This window comes from Candidatus Gastranaerophilales bacterium (genome assembly GCA_028696075.1).
Classification (GTDB): Bacteria; Cyanobacteriota; Vampirovibrionia; order Gastranaerophilales; family JAILCC01; genus JAQVHS01.
In genome coordinates, this window is sequence record JAQVHS010000002.1 from 176,780 (window position 1) to 197,428 (window position 20,649).

Below are 20,649 nucleotides of genomic sequence, written 5' to 3' on the forward strand. Positions count from 1 at the left end.
AACGGGCAGATGCCCGTAATAGTTTGGAATTAAGAATAGCTGGAAGTATGAAAAAGATACTATTATATAACCATCTTTTTCACAGACTAACAACTACCCGGTTAGGTATAAATTTTATTTAACTGTTTATAAATCTTTTTTAGTATTGGAAATCCGCCAAGACGTCAGACTGTCTATCGGTATAGGTCTGTTCAGGTAATATTCCGGCGGAACAGGGATTTTTTCGCTAAAAACTTCAGATAAAAATTTTGGGCGCTCCAAAACATAGAACACCTGCTGTTTAGTGTCCAAGTCATAATCTGAAGCTTTTGTTAAATACTCTACCTGAAATGCCATGCCGGCACACCCCCTATAGTCATTTCCTTATTATGATTATATTTTGTGCAAAATACAAAAATTTTAATCGTTTTTTGTAAAGTACTCTTAATATTTCTTTATCAAAATTGGCAACTTTTTTTATATTTTGCATTAAAATTTTTATAACGGCTTGAAAGGTTAAAAATCCATGCAAATTTCCAACAACTATACACAGTCCCAAAAAACGAGTTTCTCATCTGTTATCCCTGTTTATAATATATTGAACAAGGTTAAAGCTGCAGGCGGAGCGGCAGATACTTTTGAGCGAATAACCGTTTCGCATGACGGGGTTTTTAAGGCTTTAACAAGAAGGCTTAATGATTATGGCAGTGATTTTGCAAAGAAATTGAAGAAAGCTGATTTTGATTTTTCCGTTACCCCTTACTCATCATCAACCCATGTAGGAAAGGGAACAATAATAAAACAAAACGTTTTTACGGGACAAGATGCTTACGATTTGCGTTCCATGCAAAGAAATAATTGCTGTGGATTGGAAAGAGTAGAATACATTGACGGGCGTGTTAAGGCTAACTATATTAATAATCCGAGAAAACAACTAAGGGCTGCTGATGGGGAGCGCTTGGGCATGAATTTATTTGTTAAAAAACAGGGTAAAGCATGGGTGCTTGAAGATTTTGCAATAGTAAAAGAAAGTCAGCGTAATACAATACTTCAACAACAAGCTCCTCCGGTTGTTACTCAGTCTGTTGTTAAAGAGGTCAAACCGGTTGCTGCGCAGCAACCCTTGCAAACGCCAAAATCGGTAACTATAGAACAAACCCCTTACAAAGTGGATTTTATGGAGATAAAGCCTAAAAAACGCGGCAGAAAGCCTAAAAATAATGATGATATTCCAAATCTTCCGGGGTTTTAGTTATTCAAATATAGAATATAATCTTTGTTCTATTTCGTTTTGGTCTAATTTATCCGTGATTTTATTTAAGTCTATTGCCATTTGATAATTTTTTGCTGCTAAGTCAGGCTCTTGAAGTATTTGATACACCCTGCCAAGGTTGTAATAAGCAATAGTATCGGACGGATTATATTCAACAGCTTTGCTGAAAAATACCATCGCTTTTTCAACTTCTCCGCAGCTGTCTAAATAAATCGTGCCTAAATTATTATATGCATCTGAATTTTCAGAATCTAAATACAGGCATTGTTCAAATGCGATAATGGATTCTTCTGTTTTGTCTATCTGCCAAAGAGCAATACCCAGAGCACAGTAGGCTTTGGGTGTTTCCTGAATTTTTAATGAAAGACAGTAGTTTTCGATTGCATTATCAAACCGCTCTTTTTCATGGTAAATTTCGCCCAAAGAATAAAAAGCGTCATAATTTTCTTTATCAAGTACCGTTGCTGCCTCATAAGCGGTAATGGCGGCTTCATAGTTCTCCTTTACCTGATAGTAAATGGCTCCTTGTGCCTGACAGACTATTGAGGTCCACTTGTTGTCGGGGTTTAGGTTTATTGCTTTTTTATATTGAACAAGGGCTTCATCATAGTGTTTTAACTGTATGTAAGTATATGCCAGACTGTTTCTGTAAAACGGGTTATTAGGTTCAATATCAACAGCCCTTTTGAAGGAATTTAACGCTGAAAATCTGTCATCCACACGGATGTATAAGTTCCCGAGTTCATAGCAAATCCTTGCGTTGCAAGGATCAGCTTTTAAGAGGTTTGTATAGCATTCAATTAACTCGTCTTCCTTGTTTTCACAGTAGTTTTGCATAATAGTTGCGAGTTTTAGAATTATTTGAGTGTTATAAGGGTTATATTCCAGCGCTTTTTTATAAGACTGTATGGCATGGTTTGTATCTTTGGCTTTAAATGCCGTATCGCCGGCTTTGATGTAAAACTGTTCCGTTTTCGGGGTGTTTTTCGCCGCACATTCATAATTTTGTGTCGCCAAATCGTATTTTTTTACCTGCTTTAAGAAAAACCCTTTTACATTGTAATAAAACACCGAAAGGTTACATATAAAGCTGCGGTAAAATAAATTTAACGTCGGCATATCAAATAATGTAAGCACGCTTCCGCTGAATAAATAGTAGATGGCATTTAAGAACTTGTTAAAGGAAAGCTCCCCGTTTCTTATACCTTCCAAAAGACTTAAAGCCAGAGCAATTCTGGCAGGGGAAGAGGTGAACAGGTTGGATTTTATTGCGCGTAAAAACTCGTATCTTGCTTGTGCGTGATATCCCGCCAAATTCAAAAAATAACCGTAAAATAAACGTGCTTTAGGGCAGGACGGCGACAGCATTATCGCCTTTCTGCACTGCTCTATTCCCTGCTCTACGGAAATTTGATTTTTTGTATAAAGTAAAATGGCAAGTTTATAATAAGGCTCTGAAATATGCGGGGCTATTTTCATTGCCTGGATATAATAGTCAATAGCATTCTGCAGGTCGGCTTCCTGTGATTTTAACAGGTAATTTTCGTGAGATTTTTTTGCCAAGTACAGCAGCTTTTTAGTGTTCTTAAATTCGTTAATGTCGGTAAAATTCCCGAGCGTCCTTTGATTAGGCATGAAAAATCCTTACAATAATGGTTTAGACACGAGTATTTATTCAGTTTTGCCTGATTTTACAAACAACAACTAAACATTAGTGTTATCGGATTTTTAGCGTGAAACTTTAGCCTCCAAAGCAAAAAAACATCTAAATGGAGTATATAACGGCGCTATATTTCTAAAATCGCTTTTCGTGTTATTTCACATAATTCTTCAATTTGCTCATCAGTAATTATATACGGAGTCAGATAATAAACCACATTGCCTAAAGGACGCAAAATAGCGCCATATTTGAGTGCGTTTTTATAAAAACGTTTCATTTTGTCATGACCCAAGGGTGTTTTTGAAATTTTATCCTCTACAAGTTCAACGGCACATATCATACCGAGCTGCCTCACATCTCCGACAAACTCAAGGTCTTTTAATTTTGCAAGTTCTGTTTTAAATTTTTCAATCTTGCTGTCTAGGCTCTCAAGAACTTTGTCTTCTTTTAAAATTCTTAAATTTTCAACGGCAACGGCGCAAGCCAATGCATTAGCGGTGTAGCTGTGTCCGTGGTAAAAGGTTTTGTTTTTTTCATAGTCATCATAAAAAGCATTATAAATCTTGTCATTTGTAAGCGTTACAGACAGAGGCATATATCCTGCCGTAATGCCTTTAGCAAGGCAAATAATATCGGGAACAACTTTTGTATGCTGATAAGCAAAGAGCTTGCCTGTCCTGCCAAAACCGACTGCAACTTCATCAAAGATTAAAATAATTTCGTATTTATCACAGACTTCACGAAGTTTCTCAAGGTATTCTTTTTTGTATATAATCATCCCGCCTGCTGCCTGAATTAAAGGCTCCATTATAACGCTTGAGATGGAAGCATGATTTTCTTCTATAATATTTCGCATACTTTCAAAGCATTCTTCATGGCATGTTTCAGGTGTTTCAGAGCAAGGGCAGCGGTAGCATGAAGGGCTTTGAGCTTGCAATACGTCAAAAATAATCGGTTTGTAAACTTTGTGGTACAAGTCCACCCCGCCTACAGAAACAGCTCCTAATGTATCGCCATGGTATGAATTTTTTAAAGCAACAAATTTTGTTTTCTCCGCCCGACCTGTTTGTGATTGGTACTGATATGCCATTTTCAATGCAACTTCTACCGCAGTAGAGCCGTTATCAGAGTAAAAAACTTTAGTGAAAGCATTATCCGTAAGTTCTACAAGTTCAGAGGCAAGTTTTACGGCATTTTCATGAGTAAACCCTGCAAACATACAATGTTCCAGTTTTTGAACCTGATTAATTAAAGCTTTGTTTATTTTTGGGTTGCAATGCCCCAAGGTGTTAACCCACCAGGAAGAAACGGCGTCTATGTAGCGGTTTGAGTCAATGTCATAAAGATAAATTCCCTCTCCTTTTTCAATTACTATAGGCTTATCTTCTTCTAATTCTTTCATTTGTGTAAAAGGGTGCCAAACAGTTTCAAAGTCCTTTTTTATTATTCCTTCTTTATCCATAATATTCCTCTTTCGTTAGGAGTATAACATAAAGAAATTGCTTAACTAATATTAGACTAATATTTTTGATATTGTATAATAATAATGTCGTACAAATAGAGAGCACGAATAATGTTATCAATAAATGATTTAAAAAAAGATACGGAAAAAAAGATTTACTATATAAACACCAACTGTGATTTAGCGCAAAGCTTCGGTGTTTATCACAATGAGCTTGAACTTGAACTTCTACCTTACGCTTCTGCAGTCAATATTTCTTGTGCTGCGCATTCGGGCGACCCGTTAACTATCAGGAACGCTTTATTGTATGCCAAAAATTACAACGTAGAAATCGGAGCGCATATAGGATATCCCGATATTCAGGGTTTTGGTTACAGGACAATGGATTTGAATGAGGAAGAAATGGAAGCCTTGGTACTGTTTCAAATAGGTGCAATATCATCTTTGGCAAAGGCTTATGGGCTAAAAGTTACGCATGTAAGACCGCATGGTGCGCTTTATGTAAAAGCCGTAAATGATTTTCAGACAATGCTTTCTATGGCAAAAGCTATTGCAAAAACTGATAAATGGCTTGTTTTGCTGGCTTGCGAATGTCCGAATTTAAGAAAAGCAGCCGAGCTTGCAGGGATAAAATGCGCAGGTGAAGTATTTTTGGATAAAAAATATAAAATTGACGGTACTCCTGATTTTGAGGCAAAGGATATTGTAGATATAGACTACAGCGTGAAAGTGCTTGAAAATTTACTGGAAAACCAATCCGTAGTTAATGAAGAAGGCGGATTAACCAAAGTTAAATTTGAGTCAATACATCTTAATATGAAGAATGAAATTTCACTTGATATAGCGCAAACAGTAAAGAACAAACTCGAGCGTCCCGTGCCTTTGGCATTGAGTATTATGGAAGATAAGAGCTGGATTTAGGGGAATAAGTTGAAATTATTTAATAAGTATACCACCTGGTTGATTCCGGGTTTGCAGGTTAAAAGATGGTTTTTACTGGTATTATTAGGCGCACTTTTTCTGTTTGTAGGTGCGGTATTTTTCTTTACCCTTGAACCTGTGTATGAAATAGTAACGTTTTTGAAATCCATAGCCTCCAAACTTAATCTGCAGATAGCCGGTATTACTCTGATACTTGCGGGTGCAGGGGCTTTTTATCTGGGGTTAAGAAGAGCGTATATTTCAATGTTCGATGCTATCAACCCTAAAAATAAAGATTTGGTTTTAGAAAATTTATTCAAAAGAAGGATGCTTAACAAAGGACCGAAAATAGTTGTAATAGGCGGCGGCACCGGCTTGTCCACAATTTTAAAAGGGCTTAAAAATATAACCAATAACCTTACCGCCATTGTAACGGTTGGAGATGACGGCGGCAGCTCCGGCAGGTTAAGAGCAGAGTTCGGGGTGCTTCCTCCCGGTGATATCAGAAACTGCATTGCGGCTTTGGCTGATGAAGAAGATTTGGTAACGGAGCTTTTTCAATACAGATTTAAAAAAGGCAGCGGGCTTGAAGGACATAGTTTTGGCAACCTGTTTTTATCCGTGTTATGTGAAATCACAGGTGATATGTATAGCGCAATTAAAGAATCTTCAAAGGTTTTAGCCATAAGAGGCAGGGTACTGCCGTCTACTTTGGACGATATGCGCCTAAGAGCGGAAATGGAAGACGGCAGGATAATAGACGGCGAGTCTAACATTCCCGAGGCTCAGGGCAAAATAATAAGATTATTTTGCGAGCCTAAGCATCCTAAAGCGCTTAAAGAGGCTCTGGATAATATTAGTGATGCCGATATAATTATAATGGGACCGGGCAGTCTTTATACCAGTGTAATCCCCAATTTATTGGTAGAAGAAATTACACAGGCTATAGCCGGCGCCTCTGCACAAAAAGCTTATATTTGCAATGTAATGACACAACCCGGTGAAACCGATGATTATACGGTGTCTGACCATCTGAAAGCAATTTTAAATCATTCCAAAAACAAAAATATTATAGATACCGTATTTATTAATAACGAATTGCCTGACAATCTGGCTGATAAATATCAGATAGCAGGTTCGTTCCCCGTAAAATACGATAAAGAAGAAGTTCAGAAATTAGGGCTTAATGTAATAAGAAGAAAACTTATAGAAGAAGACAAAAACGGTTTTGTCCGCCATAGTCCTACCCGTTTGTCCCGGGTTGTATACATTTGGTATAAGAAAAAATTTGATGCAAATAAAGTAGATTTGCCGTTTGAACCGAGGTAAAGTTAAAAATGCAGCACATAACATCAGAAACTTTAATTCAAATGAAAAAAGCTCAACAAAAAATTGTCTGTATAACAGCGTACGATTACTCCACAGCAAAGATTATAGACAAGTCCGGTATTGATTTGATTTTGGTTGGTGATTCTGCCGCAATGGTCATGATGGGATATAAAGATACTTGCCAAATCGGTATGGATGAAATGCTTATATTTACAAAAGGAGTTGCCAACGGAGTGGAGAATGCCCTTTTAATAGCGGATATGCCTGCGGGGACTTATGAAACTTCGCTTGAAGCAGGAATAAAAAATGCAAAAGCTTTTATAGAGGCAGGTGCTAAGGGCGTTAAACTTGAAACTTGCAATGAACATATACTTAATCTTGTAAGAGAGCTGAAAAATCTCAATATTCCTGTTGTGGCGCATTTGGGGTTTACGCCTCAACATGTTGATAAGCTTGGCGGATACAAAGTTCAGGTAAAAGAATTTGCGCAGGCGCAGGATGTTTTGGCGCAGGCAAAGCAGCTTGAAGAAGCAGGCGCTATTGCTTTGGTGCTTGAAATGGTTCCCGAAATCCCCGCAAAATATATAAGCGAAAACTTAACCGTACCGACAATAGGAATAGGAGCAGGACAATATTGCGACGGTCAAATTCTGGTAGTTGACGACTTACTCGGGAAGTTCAGCGACTTTACCCCTAAATTTGTAAAAAAATATGCTGATTTGAATGAAGTAATTTCACAAGCTGTTTCGAGTTATTCACAAGACGTAAAAAAAGGCAAGTTTCCTGAAGATGTTCATAAATTTAATATCACAGAAGAAGAGAAAGAAAAATTTTCAAATGCACGTATGTAAAACAGTAAAAGAAACCGGAGAAATAATCAGGGAATGGAAACAACAAGGTTTTAATGTAGGGCTTGTTCCGACTATGGGCGCTTTGCATGCCGGACATAAAAGTCTGATAGACAAAGCCCGTACTTCCTGTGATAAAGTAGTAGTCAGTATCTTTGTTAATCCTACACAGTTTGGTCCTGATGAGGATTTTGATAAATACCCCAGAACTTTTGACAGGGACAAAAAACTGTGCGAACAGGCGGGCGTTGATTTGATTTTTCACCCTGATGTCAGTGATATGTACGAAGGTAAACATAATTTTACAGTGCAGGTTCCCCGATTTTATAACGATAAACTGTGCGGTAAAACAAGGCAGGGACATTTTAACGGGGTTGCAACCGTTGTATTGAAACTCTTTAACATAACAACTCCCGATTATGCATTTTTCGGGCAAAAGGATTTGCAGCAGCTCATTATTTTAAAACAAATGTGCCAAAATCTTAACATACCCGCGGAGATAGTATTATGCCCCATTATAAGAGAGGAGAGCGGGCTTGCTTTGAGTTCAAGGAATTCCTATCTTACTGCTAAGGAAAAAGAAAAAGCGGCTTCCATTAATGCTGTTCTTGGCAAAATACAAGAGTTATACACGCAAGGTGTAACCGACAAGGATAAGGTTTTTAAGCAAGCACTGGAATTACTTGATAATTCAATAAGAATAGAATATCTTGAAGCGCATAGTCTTAATAATCTTGATTATTCGGACAAATTACAACATAATACTTTTATAGCTATAGCCGTAAAATTAAATAATGTTAGGTTAATTGATAATGTGATTTTGTAAAATATGGGAAATCTTGCAAGAAATTTAATAAAGCTGATACAGTTGCTAATCATCCTTATGATACCATCTTTGATTGTATATTGGATAATTTTGCAGATTAATTCTCCTGACTTAAACTCTTATCGTGTGCTGCTGGGTACGGTATGTCAGCCTATTATAGAATTTGTGTCAAATTTCGGAGTATATGTTGTCGAAAATATTGATTTAACGCCAATGGTAGCAACAGTATTTTTAATTTTGGTCTTTTTCTTAATCGGCACATTGGAAGGCGCCGTAAATTATTTTGAAAAACTTGCAAAAAGGCAACATCAGACTATGACGATAAATAAAACTATTGAAGCAAACAAGAAACAGGAGGAAGAGTATTTAACATTCTTATACCAGCAACAAACAATCTATTTAATGACGGAGTTAAATTTTGAACGCTTTACAATAAGCAGCACCCCTGAAACGGAAATAAAAAAAACGCTTGCTAAATCAGAAGAGGAGCTTTTTTTAAACGTACGAATGTACAAAGGTCATCCTCTCTCCTCAAATGACATTGAAGATGATAAGTTAAAGGTGGTAATTTTTTATGCTCAGGAAGATGCTATAAATTTTCTTATAAATTTTGAAAAACTTTTGGAAAAACAAAATAATGCCCTTAATTCTATCGGATATGCTATCTCTTGCAAGACAGTTTTAGATGCGCAGATGCCGAATGCAATGAACTTCTTTGTACTTCAAATCCTTAAGCGTATTATAAACAGTATCCAGCATGACAGTATTTATACGACACATTCTTTTAAAGAAAGGTACCAGAAATTCGGCTTAATTAAAGGGCTTACTTTTATATCACAAGGATTGTACAGTATAAGAGGGGAAAGAATAGAACTTTTTAAATTGAAATTAATTTAAAAGAAGGCGGTTTTTATGAAAAAAATTAAAATACTAATAATTTTTATATTATTTATGTTTGTTTATACACCGTTAATGCTCGCTAACGCTGCTGTTTTAGAAGGCGGAGTTGAGTTTAATTGGCCAAAACTCACTCAAAATGACAGGGATTTGGAAATACAAAATTTGAAAGACCGGCTTTTTACCGACAAATTAGTTAGAACAATGGATAAGAATTATTTAAAAGAAAAATACAATGATTTTCAAAAGGATCCAAACTATCCAATGAATATGTATTATCTGAAAACCGGTCAAACTAATCTTCAGGACAGATTAATAGCAGGGTTTTATATGAAAAAAATACTTTATGCTTATGGTGTAATTTATAAAAAAAATCCTAAACATTGCTATTATTACAACGCAATCGGGAATTTGTTCAGCGTGGAAATTTTTGATAAAAATTATAACGACTACCCCGTTTCATCAGCCCAATATTATATGAACGGTAAATTAGGCTCTGTTGTATATGCGCAAAGCGAATACGATGAATTTGTTTATAATGATAAAGGCAAATTTTTGGGACGCTGGTATCAGGACAAATATTATAATAACAAAGCAAAAGTTATCATGACAAGGGAGCTTCCTTACAAATTTCAGGGAAATTAAATATGGTAAAGGTACTGGCACTGCAATTTGAGCCGTTAATCGGTAATCAGGTGAAAAATTATCAAACCGTAAGCAAAATGCTTAGAGAAAATGTTGATTTTAAGCCGGATGTGGTTATTTTACCGGAGTTGTTTATAACAGGACTTGATTATGACCATATACCCGAAACAGCTCAAAATACTATAGGACCTATAAGTACGTTTTTAAGCGGCATTGCCGAAAAATACAATACAAATATAATAGGCGGAAGTTTTTTTGAAAAAACTCATGAGGGTAAATTTTATAATACAACATTGGTTTTGAACAGAAAAGGTGAAATCATATCAAAATACAGGAAAATTCATACATTTTCGCATTGCGGAAGCACAGAGGGGAAGTTTGTATCGAACGGTGTTGACACAAAAATAGTTGATATAGAAGGAATAAAATATGCGCTTGCAATATGTTATGATTTAAGATTTCCCGAACAGTTCAGAAAAATGGCTCAAGACGGGGCAGAAATATTTGTTGTTCCTGCGGCTTGGGGCGCGGAACGTCTTGAACATTGGATTTTGCTAAACAGGGTAAGAGCTTTGGAAAATTTATGCTGTTTGGTATCGTGCGGCGCCTGCTGCAATAATTTTGCAGGACACTCGATGGCGGTCAACCCTTGGGGAGATATAATTATTCAGGCTGAGGACAAACAAACCGCTCTGCGGATAACCGTTGATGTCGAGGAAATTAAAAAAATCCGCACAAATACAGCGTTCTTAAACGATATTAGAGCGCTTACTTAATTCTGTTTTTGAAGATTTTTTCAAGAGTTTTGCCGAAGCCGTCCGCTTTTCTCCAGAATATTTCATACTTGTATATTTCACCGTTGGAAATTTCTGTAAGCTGGTTCTCAAGCATATTGGTAAAATCATTCTCTAAAAATGCGGTGTATTCACTGCGATTAATATCTTTGTCCAAAAAGATAGGTTTGCCCATATCAATTAAAACTTCCGGCAGCCCTTGCCTTACAAAAGGATATTGAACTGCAACGGGTATAAGATTAATTTTTTTACATTTTTGCGCTATGTAGGTTAAACCCTTCTGAAATTCCAAAGGTCTGTGGTTTGGTGGTTTGATAACACCTTGGGGGAACAGCCATAAGTTAATCTTCTCTTTTGTTAAAAAGTCCGCACAATAATTTACCACATGCAAAGTGGATTTTGGCGATTTTTTATCGACAGAAAACGCACCTACATTAGCAAGAAGCGGAAATTTTATTAAATCCTCCACCATAATATTCATAGGAACTTTTAAAATATTTCTGCATAAATAATAGCCAATAATACCATCCCACCAGCAATTATGCTGTGCATAAAAAATTGTTGCCGCATCAGGGTCAATCGCGTCATAATGTTTCAGGTTTTTTATCCTGATAGAATAAAAGCGCCTGCTAATCATCTGGCTAACAAAAAAATCCCAAATCATCATCCAAAATGGACTAAATTTCGCCTTAATAAAAGGATCCGCTTTTTTACGGCGAAGTGAAGGCGGGATATAATCGTAAAGTTCTTCTCTAAAATTCTTTTTCATCTTATCTTTTACTATAAACATATAAATCAAATCTCAGTTTAATTATTATACTATATTATCTGAACATGGGGTCAAATATTAAGTAATAATTAATCTTTTATACTATAATACTAATGAAGAATCATTGAATTAAGAGTGGAAGCTGATGAAATTTACATTTAAAAAAGTTATTTTATTTACTTTATTTTTAATATCCGTATTTTATATTTATGTATACGCATTTGATGTGGAAAAAAAGTCTGTCTATCACCCTGAAAAAGCTTATCTGCCTCCGGAATTATATTTGCTTGATAAATTTACGGCAAATTCACAGAGAATTGATGATGATACAGTTCTTTCCTACTGGTATATAAGAGGAGAAAAAGATAAACCTACCATATTGTATACAGAGGGTACTTTTCGTAATATGAGCTACTTTCAGGAGAAAATTAAATTCCTGGTTCAGAATAATTATCCTGTTATTCTATATGATTACAGGGGTTACGGACAAAGTACCAATAAGCCTTCTGAAGAAGGGATATACAGTGATTTGGACAAATTTATAGAACATATTTGCAGCGACTATAACATAACCGAAAATGATATTATTATTTGGGGGCATTCTTTGGGCGGTGCTGTTGCTACCGAAGCCGCAACAAAGCATAAATTTAAAGGTGTTATTATAGAAGCCGCTTTTACAAGTATGGATGATATGAAAAAATACGGAGCAAAACTGCTCAGTAATAACCCTTTTCAATATGTTTTGAACCGTGTTGTATTTACCCTGGTGCCTGTAACACAAAAATTTGATAATTTGGCAAAGATAGACAAAATCAACTCAAGTACTCTGATACTCCATTCCAAGCCTGATTCTTTTATCCCTTATGAGATGAGTATAGAGCTTAACAAAAAAAATCCTGCTACAAAATTGTACATTTCAGAAAAAGGCGAACATGAAGACCCTTATTGGCATAATCAGGAAATATTAAAATTTATAAAAACTTTGAAGTAGATTAGACAATCCTGCCGCCGCAAATTAAGAAGCTGTTGTCTTCATCATATATAACACATATCTGACCTTTAGCTATGGCAAATACAGGCTCGTCAAATAGGACCCTGAACCCTTCTTTGTCAGGCAAAACTCTGCAGGGTTTTGCTTCTGTATTATATCTGATTTTAGCAAGAGCTTTAAATTCTTTATCTTTAAATTCGCTCTGCTGCCAGTTTACCTTGTTTGCTTTAAGTTCACTTGAATATGTATCTTGTTCGTACCCTACATAAACTGTATTTTCTTCAGGGTTTATATCACAAACGTACAAAGGGTAAGTATCCGATACCCCTATCCCTCTTCTTTGCCCTATTGTATATTGGAAATATCCGTCATGTTTTCCGACGACTTCACCTGTTTTAATGTTAACAAACTTCCCTCTTGTTACTTTTAGGGTGTTTAAGAGATATTTTTTTACACTAAGCGGTTTTTTTATAAAACAGATACCCTGACTGTCTTTGTTGGATTTATTGGGCAGATTATTTTTTGCGGCAATTTGTCTGATTTCGTCTTTTGATGAATATTTTCCCAAAGGAAATAAAGTCTTTGCAAGCTGTTCTTGCGTTAAATCAAATAAAAAGTAAAGCTGGTCTTTATTATCGCAAGCTGCGCGCTCAAGCCTGTATACGCCGTTATGGCAGTTGATGTCAGCATAATGTCCGGTTGCGAAATAATCGCAGCCAAGCTCATTTATTGCATAATCAAAAATTCTGCCCCATTTGATTTTTTTATTGCAAACACCGCAGGGGTTTGGGGTTTGGGCTTTTTTGTAGGAATTATTAAAATACTCGATTACTTCATTTTTAAAATCACAAGTTAAATCCAAGACAAAATGCTCTATACCTATCGCATCCGCAACTTTTTTTGCACCTGCGATGAAGGCAGGGGTATCTCTGTCTTCAACCATTAATCCTGTTATACCCAATACTTCACAACCTTGATTTTTAAGCAACAGTGCGGTAACAGCGCTGTCTACCCCACCGCTTAAAGCAACGGCAACTTTTTTATTTTTATAATTCATTTGAAAAATACTCTTCCGCTTTTTGCGTGATTTCATACTCAATTATATCCGAAACACCGGTAAAATCAGGAAGTATTCTTATATAATCTTCGTTAATAGCATTATCGAAGATATCAGAATCAATATCTTTCATTAAAAACGGATAAACTTTTGAGTTAATTTGTTTTTGGGTAAAACGGTTTAAGCTTTCAAAATGATGCAAACAATGCGCGGCCGTTATTATATAGTCTAAATCAGTTGTCAGGTTTTTGTCCTTTATTATAGACTGCATTTGTTGATAAGCATTTTCAAGTTCGGAATTTTGTTTTTCCACCACATTTTGCACATTTTTTTGGAGTTTTTTGCTTAGAATATCCGCAAAATTACCGGATGCCGGACTTTCAGCAGGCGTATCTTCTTTAATTTGTTCCTGTTCCGATTGCGGTTGAATATCAGTTTTAACTTCTTTAGTTTTTTTTAAGGTTAGTTTTTGTTCGCTTTTTTGGCTTTCAGGGTACATAAGATTGAGCAGTTCATCAATTTCGCGTAAAATAAACGCTTTATCATTTGTTGACAAAGAAACGCTAAGCGTACTATTTGTAATATTGACAGTATAGGTTTCCACAATATACCTACCTTAGCATTTGTTTCCGCCAAATATCCATCTGTTCCTGAATAAAAGCTTCGTCCGTGGATTTTAATTCTATTTCGTATTCGCCTTTTTTTAATTTGAATATGTATTCTTTAGGCTGGATTTGTTCTTGTTCTGAGCTCATCTCGGTTCCTTCACATTGCTTAGTTTAATATACAATTCTTTGACATCAACATCCAGTAATTCACCTATATTTATAAGATGATTTAACAGAATTTTATCATTTTTTAAACGATGAGAACTGCCCAAATCTTTAATCATAAGAGGCAGTATTTTAAATATTTTTTGAAAATAAATATTTTGAGCCTCTCTTATTTGCGGATTGATATCAAGCTGTTTGCTGACACTTAAAATATTTACAAGTTTATGAGCCTGATAAATATCGGTATTTTCAATAAGCCTCTTTATATTTCTGAGGATTTTAGCTTCAAAAATCTTTCTTGATGGTTCTTTGTGCAATTTGACACTTAAGGTTTGCGCTTCTTTTATATAATACAAGCATTTTTGTACCAATTCATCGTTGATAAGATTTTCAGCATTTTTTATCAGGTTATTAAACTTTTTACTTATAATGTACTCTGCAACAATTTTGAACTCCATGGGTGTTTCAAGCCCTATTTCTCTAAGCTGTAAAATTGAAGGTTTGCCGTCAGAGTACAATTCGTTAAAGGTGTTGACAAATTTGTCCAGTTTTTCGCTTAACAAATTGCTCAAAATAGCTTTCTTTTCCTTTGTGAACAGGTTAGTAATAGTGTAGTATTCTTTGCCGAAATATTCGTCAATAGCTCTGACTACATCTGTAAGTGTACATCTGTCATATTTTTCTATAAGGTCTGATTTCATTGAATTATAATCTGTAATGCCTGTGAAATCTTTAATGGCGCATTGGAAATCCTCTCCGCCAAAGTGCAAAAGAGCAAAAATCATATCATGTTTTTCCATTGTAATTTTGGATTTTGCTTCTATTCTTCCCACAATCAAGTCGGTCCTGTTTTTGTTTACCATACGGTAATCTTTTTTGACCATTTCATAGCAGTATAAATCACTGGTTGTTTCATGCTGTTGATACAAAGACGTGATAGCCCAATGGCTGATAAATTGTTTAACATCAACAACACTGGGTTTTACCCATTTTTCATATATTTGTTTTCCTGTTCCGAATTCAGGGATATTACTTTTCGCCTGATCCAAAATCTCCAAAAACTCGCCTTCGATATCTTTGTCTGAAAATTCACCTGCTAGTTGTATGGCACGGGCGGCGTATTTCATTATCTGCAAGGTTTCGATACCTGAAATTTCAGAGAAAAACCATCCGCAGCTTGTAAATGACAGTAGAGACTGGCGCTGCATTTCAAGCAATTTTATTGCCTGAACAACATCATCATTTTCCAGGGTATATTTTTGATGTTTAGCTATAAATTGTTCTATATTATCTTGATTCCTGTCTAATAACACATCAATATAATCATTTCGGGCTTTCCAAACATTTTGGAAATACACTCCGCCTGCTTCTTCAAAGATAGTAATTAACTCGTCACGCAGGTAATTCAATGCTTGCCTTAAAGGCTTTCTCCATTTTTGATTCCAGCCCGGCTGTGAGCCTGTTTGGCATCCGCAATCGCTGTTCCAGCGCTCTACACCGTGGAAGCAGCTCCAGGATGACACAGGTTTCAATTCCACTTCATATTTTGGCGGCTCTAAAGACAGATATTGCGCATAATTTGTGATTGTAAAGCCTTCTTTTTCAGCTCTGTTTCTAAGAACGTAAGATAGAGCCATATCACCGAATTTAGTATGATGTCCGTAACTTTCGCCGTCTGTGGCAATATTTACAAGCTGGTTATAATTTCGGCAAGGGCATGTTCCGTCTTTTAATCTGGAAATGAACTTTTCACCGTTTTGCAGTAAGTTATCAAATGCGACTGATTTAGAAATAGAGCCGTCATAGAAAAATACATCCAGATATTTTTCGGGGTCAGACTTGGAGTAGCAGCGATAAGACCGTGCAGGGTCGATATTACCTGCTGAAACATCAACCCAAGCGGCAGTTGGTGCCATTTCTTTTGTTTTTAAAGCCTGAAACGGTGATAATATCGTGAATTTTATACCGCAGTCAATTAATACATCAACGGTATCATAATCTATAGCTGTTTCTGCTACCCACATTCCTTCAGGCTTACGCCCAAAACGGTATAGAAAGTCTTTTATTCCCCAAATAACTTGTGTATATTTATCCCTTTCATTTGCAAGCGGCATTATAATATGGTTATAATTTTGCGCCAGTGCGTTCCCATGCCCGTCACGTTCCTGCAGGCTTGCTGTATCGGCTTCTATAATTCTTTCGTAAGTCTTTGAATCATATTCTTCAAGCCAGGATAACAAAGTCGGTCCAAAGTTGAAACTTATATATTCATAATTATTTACAATATCTATAATCTTGTTATTGCCGTCAACTATACGTGAAACGCTGTTAGGGTTATAACATTCGTAATCTATTCTTTCATTCCAATCATGAAAAGGTTTGGCACTTTCCTGAACTTCAATTGCTTCAAGCCAGGGGTTTTCCCTTGGAGGCTGATAAAAATGCCCGTGTATTGTTAAATATTTTTTATTTGTGCTCATTTTGCTAACCTTATCAAATTATCAAACTTTTATTTTAAATAAGTTACAAGCCAACTTATGACTTTATTTCTTACCGCAATGTTGGTTTTTATAATATTATCGCCTGTACTACTGTTGTCCAGTATGACAAGCTCTACATGTCCCTGAGCGTACTTATACAATTCCATAGCGGCACTGTGATGGATTTTGTCTTTTTTACCGGCTATAATCATAATCGGCTTGTTGCCATATTTAACTAAACTATGCCTGATTTCAAGACCCTTAAATGATATAGAAGGGTTAAACAATACCAATGTTTTTATATTGGATTTCCCGCCTTTTACAGCCGCCAGAATGGCTGCATTAGCGTTAATATCAGAACCTACTATTGCTATTTTGTTTACATCTATTGAAACATAATTTTGTTTAATAAAGTCTATACAGGTAATAATATCCGAAGGATATCGGGCAAACTGTTTATTGGAAAAATTTTGCCAATAAGATTTTTTCCCGCTCATATAGGTCAGGCTTTGAGAATGCCCTCTGGAGATTACTGCCAAAGAGGCTATATTTTTTGCTTTTAACTCTTCTGCCATAACATCATATACGCTAATATCACCGCCTAAAGAATGGAGGAAAACTACTAACGGTACTTTATTCTTAGAGGTTGCAGAGGCAGGCAGGGTTAATTTTGATGATATGATAAGCTCGTCGCCGGTTTGAATTTCTAATATTCTGGTGGTGCGTTTTTTTGATTGTGCAAATGCAATATCAGCGCAAAAACATATTCCAACTGCTAAAATTAATATTAAAATTATTGTGTTTTTCATATTCATAATAGTATTTTAGCATATAATTCAAATTTAATAAAAACATTAACGCAGACAAAAAATAATGCCCTTAATTATTTATAATTAAGGGCATTTAGCGTATTATTTAACCTGTATTTTTTTTGTTTCGTTTTCTTTGGTTTCTGCTTTTTTCAGAGTAATTTTTAAAATACCGTTTTTAAATTCCGCATCGGATTTATCTATTTCTATAGGGTTATCAAGAGGAATGCTTCTGTAGAATTTTCCGTATCTGAATTCGCTCAAATGAACATTTTCATCGGAAGTTTCTTCTTCACATTTTGTTTCGGCGCTGATACTTACCTGATTTTTTTCAATTTCTACCTGAATGTCTTCTTTATTCAGACCCGGAAGCTCAGCTTTGATTTTGTAATCATTTTTATTTTCTTTGACTTCCAAAGCAGGACGCCATAATTGAGGCATTTTTGCCGTGCTTAAAAAATCGTTATCGCCGAATGAATCTCTTAGGAACCTGTTTAAATCTTCATGCATATTTTCAAAAAAATACGACGGTTGTTGTTTTATTAAACTAAATTTCATGACAAATCTCCTTATATTTTCACAAGATTATTGTAGAAAAATATAAGCATCTTTTCATTCCCGTAAAGGAGCATGAAAAAAAGACCGAAAAATAAGTTCTTATAGGCTTATCAGGTTAGTTAGTATTAGTTATTTAAAACGTTTAAAATATTTTGGTAAACTGCTTCAGGCGAAGTGTTGCCGTCAACTTCTTTTAACAAACTTTTTTGCGCATAATATTCCGATAAAGGACTTGTTTGTTCATTGTAAGTGTCGAAACGCTTTTTAGCGGTTTCTTCATTGTCATCGCTTCTTTGGTAAAGTTCGCCGCCGCATTCATCACAAATATCGGAAGTATAATTTTTAAGACTGAATATTTTATTGCAGTTTTTGCACATTCTTCTGTTAATAATTCTGTCTAAAAGCATGTTTTCATCAACTACAAGCTTAACTACAATTCTGTTATCAAAGTTGTTTTTCCCTGCGTTTGCAAGCGCTTCTTCCAATATATCCGCCTGTTCTATGCTTCTGGGGAAACCATCCAGAATATAACCGTTCCTGGCTTCATCGCTCATTACTTTTTTAATAATAATCTTGGAAACCAAATCCGCAGGTACCAATTGACCTTGGGACATAAAGCCTTTAGCGATTTTACCTTCTTCGCTGCCTGCTTCAATTTCTGCTCTTAACAATTTACCTGTATCAATGTGAGGTAAGCTGAACTCTGTTGAAAGTCTGTCTGTTTGCGTACCTTTACCTGACGCAGGAGGTCCTAAAAAGATTATTTCTGTCTTCATTTTTTCAAAAATCCTTCATACTGTTTTGACAACGAATAAGATTTAATTTGGTTAATTAAATCAAGCGCAACCCCAACCATGATGATTAGGGAAGTAGACCCAATACCCTGAAGAGTAGTAATCCCCGTAACACCGCTGGCAATGTTAGGAATTAAAGCTATAATGCCCAATCCTAACGCTCCGAGGAATGTAATTCTGCTTATAATTTTATCTAAAGCATCAGCAGTGGGTTTACCCGGTTTGACTCCCGGAATAGAGCTGCCTGATTTCTTTAGGTTATTGGCTATGTCTTTTGGCTGCATATTCGGCATAATCGAAGCATAGAAGAAGGTTAGTGAAAATATTAAACCAAAATAAATAAGGTAATAAGGGATTTTATTAGGATTTAATATGTGGTTGCTTATGAAGGTTATAGCGCCTTTGAAATAAGGAATAGGAATATTTGCGTTGCCTAAAACTCCTAATATAGTTTGAGGGAATAGCAAGATAGCGATTGCAAAGATTATGGGCATAACTCCGCTTGGGTTCAGTTTAAAGGGTATAAAAGTGTTTACTCCGCCGTAAACTTTGTTGCCTACCTGCCTTTTGGGGTTAATGATTACAACTTTTCTTACGGCATCCTGCATAATTACAATAAGAACCAAAGTTGCAAGAAATATTACAAGCAGCAAAAACAACGCAAACTGTTTAGTCGGGTCTGCCGCTATCAATGTAGCCGTTCTATCCATATATAGCGGAATACCTGCTATAATACCGACAAAAATCAGCATAGACCCGCCGTTGCCGATGCCTTTTTCCGTAATTAATTCTGCAAGCCACATAACAAGCATACTTCCTGCTGTAAGAGCAATGATAGCGCCTACGGAAAATAATGCAGGGTTTACGTGCGGCATTATAGAATTCGGAAGCTTATGAAGATAAGCTATAAAAATTGTTGATTGGAACATTGCTAAAAATACCGTAAAAATCCTTGTGTACTGGGAAATTTTACGTCTTCCGGCTTCGCCGTCTTCTTTTTGCAGGGTTTCCAAATGAGGAATAATAGCAGTCATTAACTGCATAATAATTGAAGCTGTGATATAAGGACCGATTCCGAGGGCAAAGATAGAAACTCTTCCTAACGCGCCCCCTGAAAACATGTCCAAAAATCCTATAATGTTGTTACCTGCCGCCAAATTCATAAATACCTGATTGTTTATACCAAATAAAGGAATTTGAGCGCCCAGCCTGAAAAGAACAATCATAACGAAAGTGAATATTAACTTTGATTTTAATCCTGTTGCTTCCCAATTGCCGACTATGTCATTAAATGTAGGTAACTTCATTTTTTGTTGCATTATACTAACTCAGCTTTTCCGCCTGCCGCTTCGATTTTTTCTTTAGCAGAAGTACTAAAATGTCTGGCTTTAATAGTTTTTGCCGATTTAACTTCTCCGTTGCCGAGTACTCTGAGTGCCTGTGCATTGTTAGGAGCTAAACCAAGCTCTTTTAATAAATCCAAGTCAATTTCTTTTTCAGAAATTTTATCCAACTTAGACACGTTCAATTCATAATTAACAACCCTGTTAACTATTTCGAAGCCTTTTAGCTTGGGAGCTCTTCTGTAAGCGGGCATTTGTCCGCCTTCGAACCCTCTTTTTTTGCTTCTTCCGGAGCGTTGTCCTTCTCCGTTATGACCACGGGTGCTGGTTTTACCATGCCCTGATGCACGACCTCTGCCCACTCTTTTTTTAGAATGTGTAGCGCCTTCTGCCGGTCTTAAATCTGTTATTGTTATAGTTTCCATTGTTTAGCCTCTTTCC

At 36.0% G+C, this 20,649-nt stretch carries 22 protein-coding genes; 9 read left to right on the forward strand and 13 right to left on the reverse strand.

Annotated elements, in window-relative coordinates; genetic code table 11:
* Positions 1-126: 126 nt before the first annotated feature.
* Positions 127-336 (reverse strand): hypothetical protein, encoded by a 210-nt coding sequence (locus PHX18_02295; protein ID MDD3593436.1) that lies wholly within the window; start codon positions 334-336, stop codon positions 127-129.
* Positions 337-505: 169 nt separating this feature from the next.
* On the opposite strand from PHX18_02295, the gene PHX18_02300 reads away from it, so the two are divergent.
* Entirely contained in the window at positions 506-1,231 is a 726-nt protein-coding gene (locus PHX18_02300; protein MDD3593437.1) for a hypothetical protein, read from the forward strand.
* On the opposite strand, the gene PHX18_02305 is transcribed toward PHX18_02300, so the two are convergent.
* Both PHX18_02305 and bioA read right to left on the reverse strand, forming a co-directional pair.
* On the reverse strand, positions 1,232-2,887 hold the full coding sequence (locus tag PHX18_02305; protein MDD3593438.1) for a tetratricopeptide repeat protein: 1,656 nt from the start codon (positions 2,885-2,887) through the stop codon (positions 1,232-1,234).
* A 152-nt stretch (positions 2,888-3,039) separates the two neighbouring features.
* Positions 3,040-4,374, reverse strand: coding sequence for an adenosylmethionine--8-amino-7-oxononanoate transaminase (bioA, locus tag PHX18_02310; protein MDD3593439.1), 1,335 nt, complete (start codon positions 4,372-4,374; stop codon positions 3,040-3,042).
* A gap of 111 nt (positions 4,375-4,485) precedes the next feature.
* Between bioA and PHX18_02315 the strand changes: the two genes are divergently transcribed.
* Genes PHX18_02315 through PHX18_02345 form a run of 7 tightly spaced genes read left to right on the forward strand, consistent with a single transcriptional unit; the run spans position 4,486 to position 10,616 of the window.
* On the forward strand, positions 4,486-5,295 hold the full coding sequence (locus tag PHX18_02315; GenBank protein ID MDD3593440.1) for a LamB/YcsF family protein: 810 nt from the start codon (positions 4,486-4,488) through the stop codon (positions 5,293-5,295).
* Between the two features lie 9 nt (positions 5,296-5,304).
* The gene (locus PHX18_02320) at positions 5,305-6,624 is read left to right on the forward strand and encodes a YvcK family protein (protein MDD3593441.1); all 1,320 of its coding nucleotides are present in this window, start codon (positions 5,305-5,307) and stop codon (positions 6,622-6,624) included.
* A gap of 8 nt (positions 6,625-6,632) precedes the next feature.
* Positions 6,633-7,475 (forward strand): 3-methyl-2-oxobutanoate hydroxymethyltransferase, encoded by an 843-nt coding sequence (panB, locus tag PHX18_02325; GenBank protein MDD3593442.1) that lies wholly within the window; start codon positions 6,633-6,635, stop codon positions 7,473-7,475.
* The gene (panC, locus tag PHX18_02330; GenBank protein ID MDD3593443.1) at positions 7,462-8,298 is read left to right on the forward strand and encodes a pantoate--beta-alanine ligase; all 837 of its coding nucleotides are present in this window, start codon (positions 7,462-7,464) and stop codon (positions 8,296-8,298) included. Before panB ends, panC begins: the two co-directional genes overlap by 14 nt.
* Before the next feature lie 57 nt (positions 8,299-8,355).
* Entirely contained in the window at positions 8,356-9,195 is an 840-nt protein-coding gene (locus PHX18_02335; protein MDD3593444.1) for a hypothetical protein, read from the forward strand.
* A gap of 15 nt (positions 9,196-9,210) precedes the next feature.
* On the forward strand, positions 9,211-9,840 hold the full coding sequence (locus tag PHX18_02340; GenBank protein ID MDD3593445.1) for a hypothetical protein: 630 nt from the start codon (positions 9,211-9,213) through the stop codon (positions 9,838-9,840).
* A 2-nt stretch (positions 9,841-9,842) separates the two neighbouring features.
* On the forward strand, positions 9,843-10,616 hold the full coding sequence (locus PHX18_02345; protein ID MDD3593446.1) for a hypothetical protein: 774 nt from the start codon (positions 9,843-9,845) through the stop codon (positions 10,614-10,616).
* Here the strand turns inward: PHX18_02345 and PHX18_02350 are convergent.
* Positions 10,609-11,424 (reverse strand): 1-acyl-sn-glycerol-3-phosphate acyltransferase, encoded by an 816-nt coding sequence (locus tag PHX18_02350; protein ID MDD3593447.1) that lies wholly within the window; start codon positions 11,422-11,424, stop codon positions 10,609-10,611. The genes PHX18_02345 and PHX18_02350 overlap by 8 nt on opposite strands.
* A gap of 124 nt (positions 11,425-11,548) precedes the next feature.
* Here PHX18_02350 and PHX18_02355 point away from each other — a divergent pair, with 124 nt between their 5' ends.
* Positions 11,549-12,394 (forward strand): alpha/beta fold hydrolase, encoded by an 846-nt coding sequence (locus PHX18_02355; GenBank protein ID MDD3593448.1) that lies wholly within the window; start codon positions 11,549-11,551, stop codon positions 12,392-12,394.
* A gap of 1 nt (position 12,395) precedes the next feature.
* Here PHX18_02355 and mnmA read toward each other — a convergent pair whose 3' ends face one another.
* The 9 genes from mnmA to rplO form a co-directional block, all read right to left on the reverse strand.
* Positions 12,396-13,451, reverse strand: a complete 1,056-nt coding sequence (gene mnmA / locus PHX18_02360; protein MDD3593449.1) for a tRNA 2-thiouridine(34) synthase MnmA — start codon at positions 13,449-13,451, stop codon at positions 12,396-12,398.
* Entirely contained in the window at positions 13,441-14,055 is a 615-nt protein-coding gene (locus PHX18_02365) for a hypothetical protein (GenBank protein MDD3593450.1), read from the reverse strand. Before PHX18_02365 ends, mnmA begins: the two co-directional genes overlap by 11 nt.
* A gap of 7 nt (positions 14,056-14,062) precedes the next feature.
* Positions 14,063-14,206 carry a hypothetical protein gene (locus PHX18_02370; GenBank protein MDD3593451.1) on the reverse strand — a complete coding sequence of 48 codons (144 nt, stop codon included), beginning with the start codon at positions 14,204-14,206 and terminating at the stop codon, positions 14,063-14,065.
* Positions 14,203-16,704 (reverse strand): DUF3536 domain-containing protein, encoded by a 2,502-nt coding sequence (locus PHX18_02375; GenBank protein MDD3593452.1) that lies wholly within the window; start codon positions 16,702-16,704, stop codon positions 14,203-14,205. The genes PHX18_02370 and PHX18_02375 overlap by 4 nt, the downstream gene beginning before the upstream one ends.
* 29 nt (positions 16,705-16,733) lie before the next feature.
* On the reverse strand, positions 16,734-17,519 hold the full coding sequence (locus tag PHX18_02380; protein ID MDD3593453.1) for an alpha/beta hydrolase: 786 nt from the start codon (positions 17,517-17,519) through the stop codon (positions 16,734-16,736).
* A 96-nt stretch (positions 17,520-17,615) separates the two neighbouring features.
* Complete coding sequence (locus tag PHX18_02385) at positions 17,616-18,071, reverse strand: Hsp20/alpha crystallin family protein (GenBank protein ID MDD3593454.1); 456 nt, start codon at positions 18,069-18,071, stop codon at positions 17,616-17,618.
* 125 nt (positions 18,072-18,196) lie between these two features.
* Positions 18,197-18,847 (reverse strand): adenylate kinase, encoded by a 651-nt coding sequence (locus tag PHX18_02390; GenBank protein MDD3593455.1) that lies wholly within the window; start codon positions 18,845-18,847, stop codon positions 18,197-18,199.
* Complete coding sequence (secY, locus tag PHX18_02395) at positions 18,844-20,172, reverse strand: preprotein translocase subunit SecY (protein ID MDD3593456.1); 1,329 nt, start codon at positions 20,170-20,172, stop codon at positions 18,844-18,846. The genes PHX18_02390 and secY overlap by 4 nt, the downstream gene beginning before the upstream one ends.
* Before the next feature lie 11 nt (positions 20,173-20,183).
* On the reverse strand, positions 20,184-20,633 hold the full coding sequence (rplO, locus tag PHX18_02400; GenBank protein ID MDD3593457.1) for a 50S ribosomal protein L15: 450 nt from the start codon (positions 20,631-20,633) through the stop codon (positions 20,184-20,186).
* Positions 20,634-20,649 lie beyond the last annotated feature (16 nt).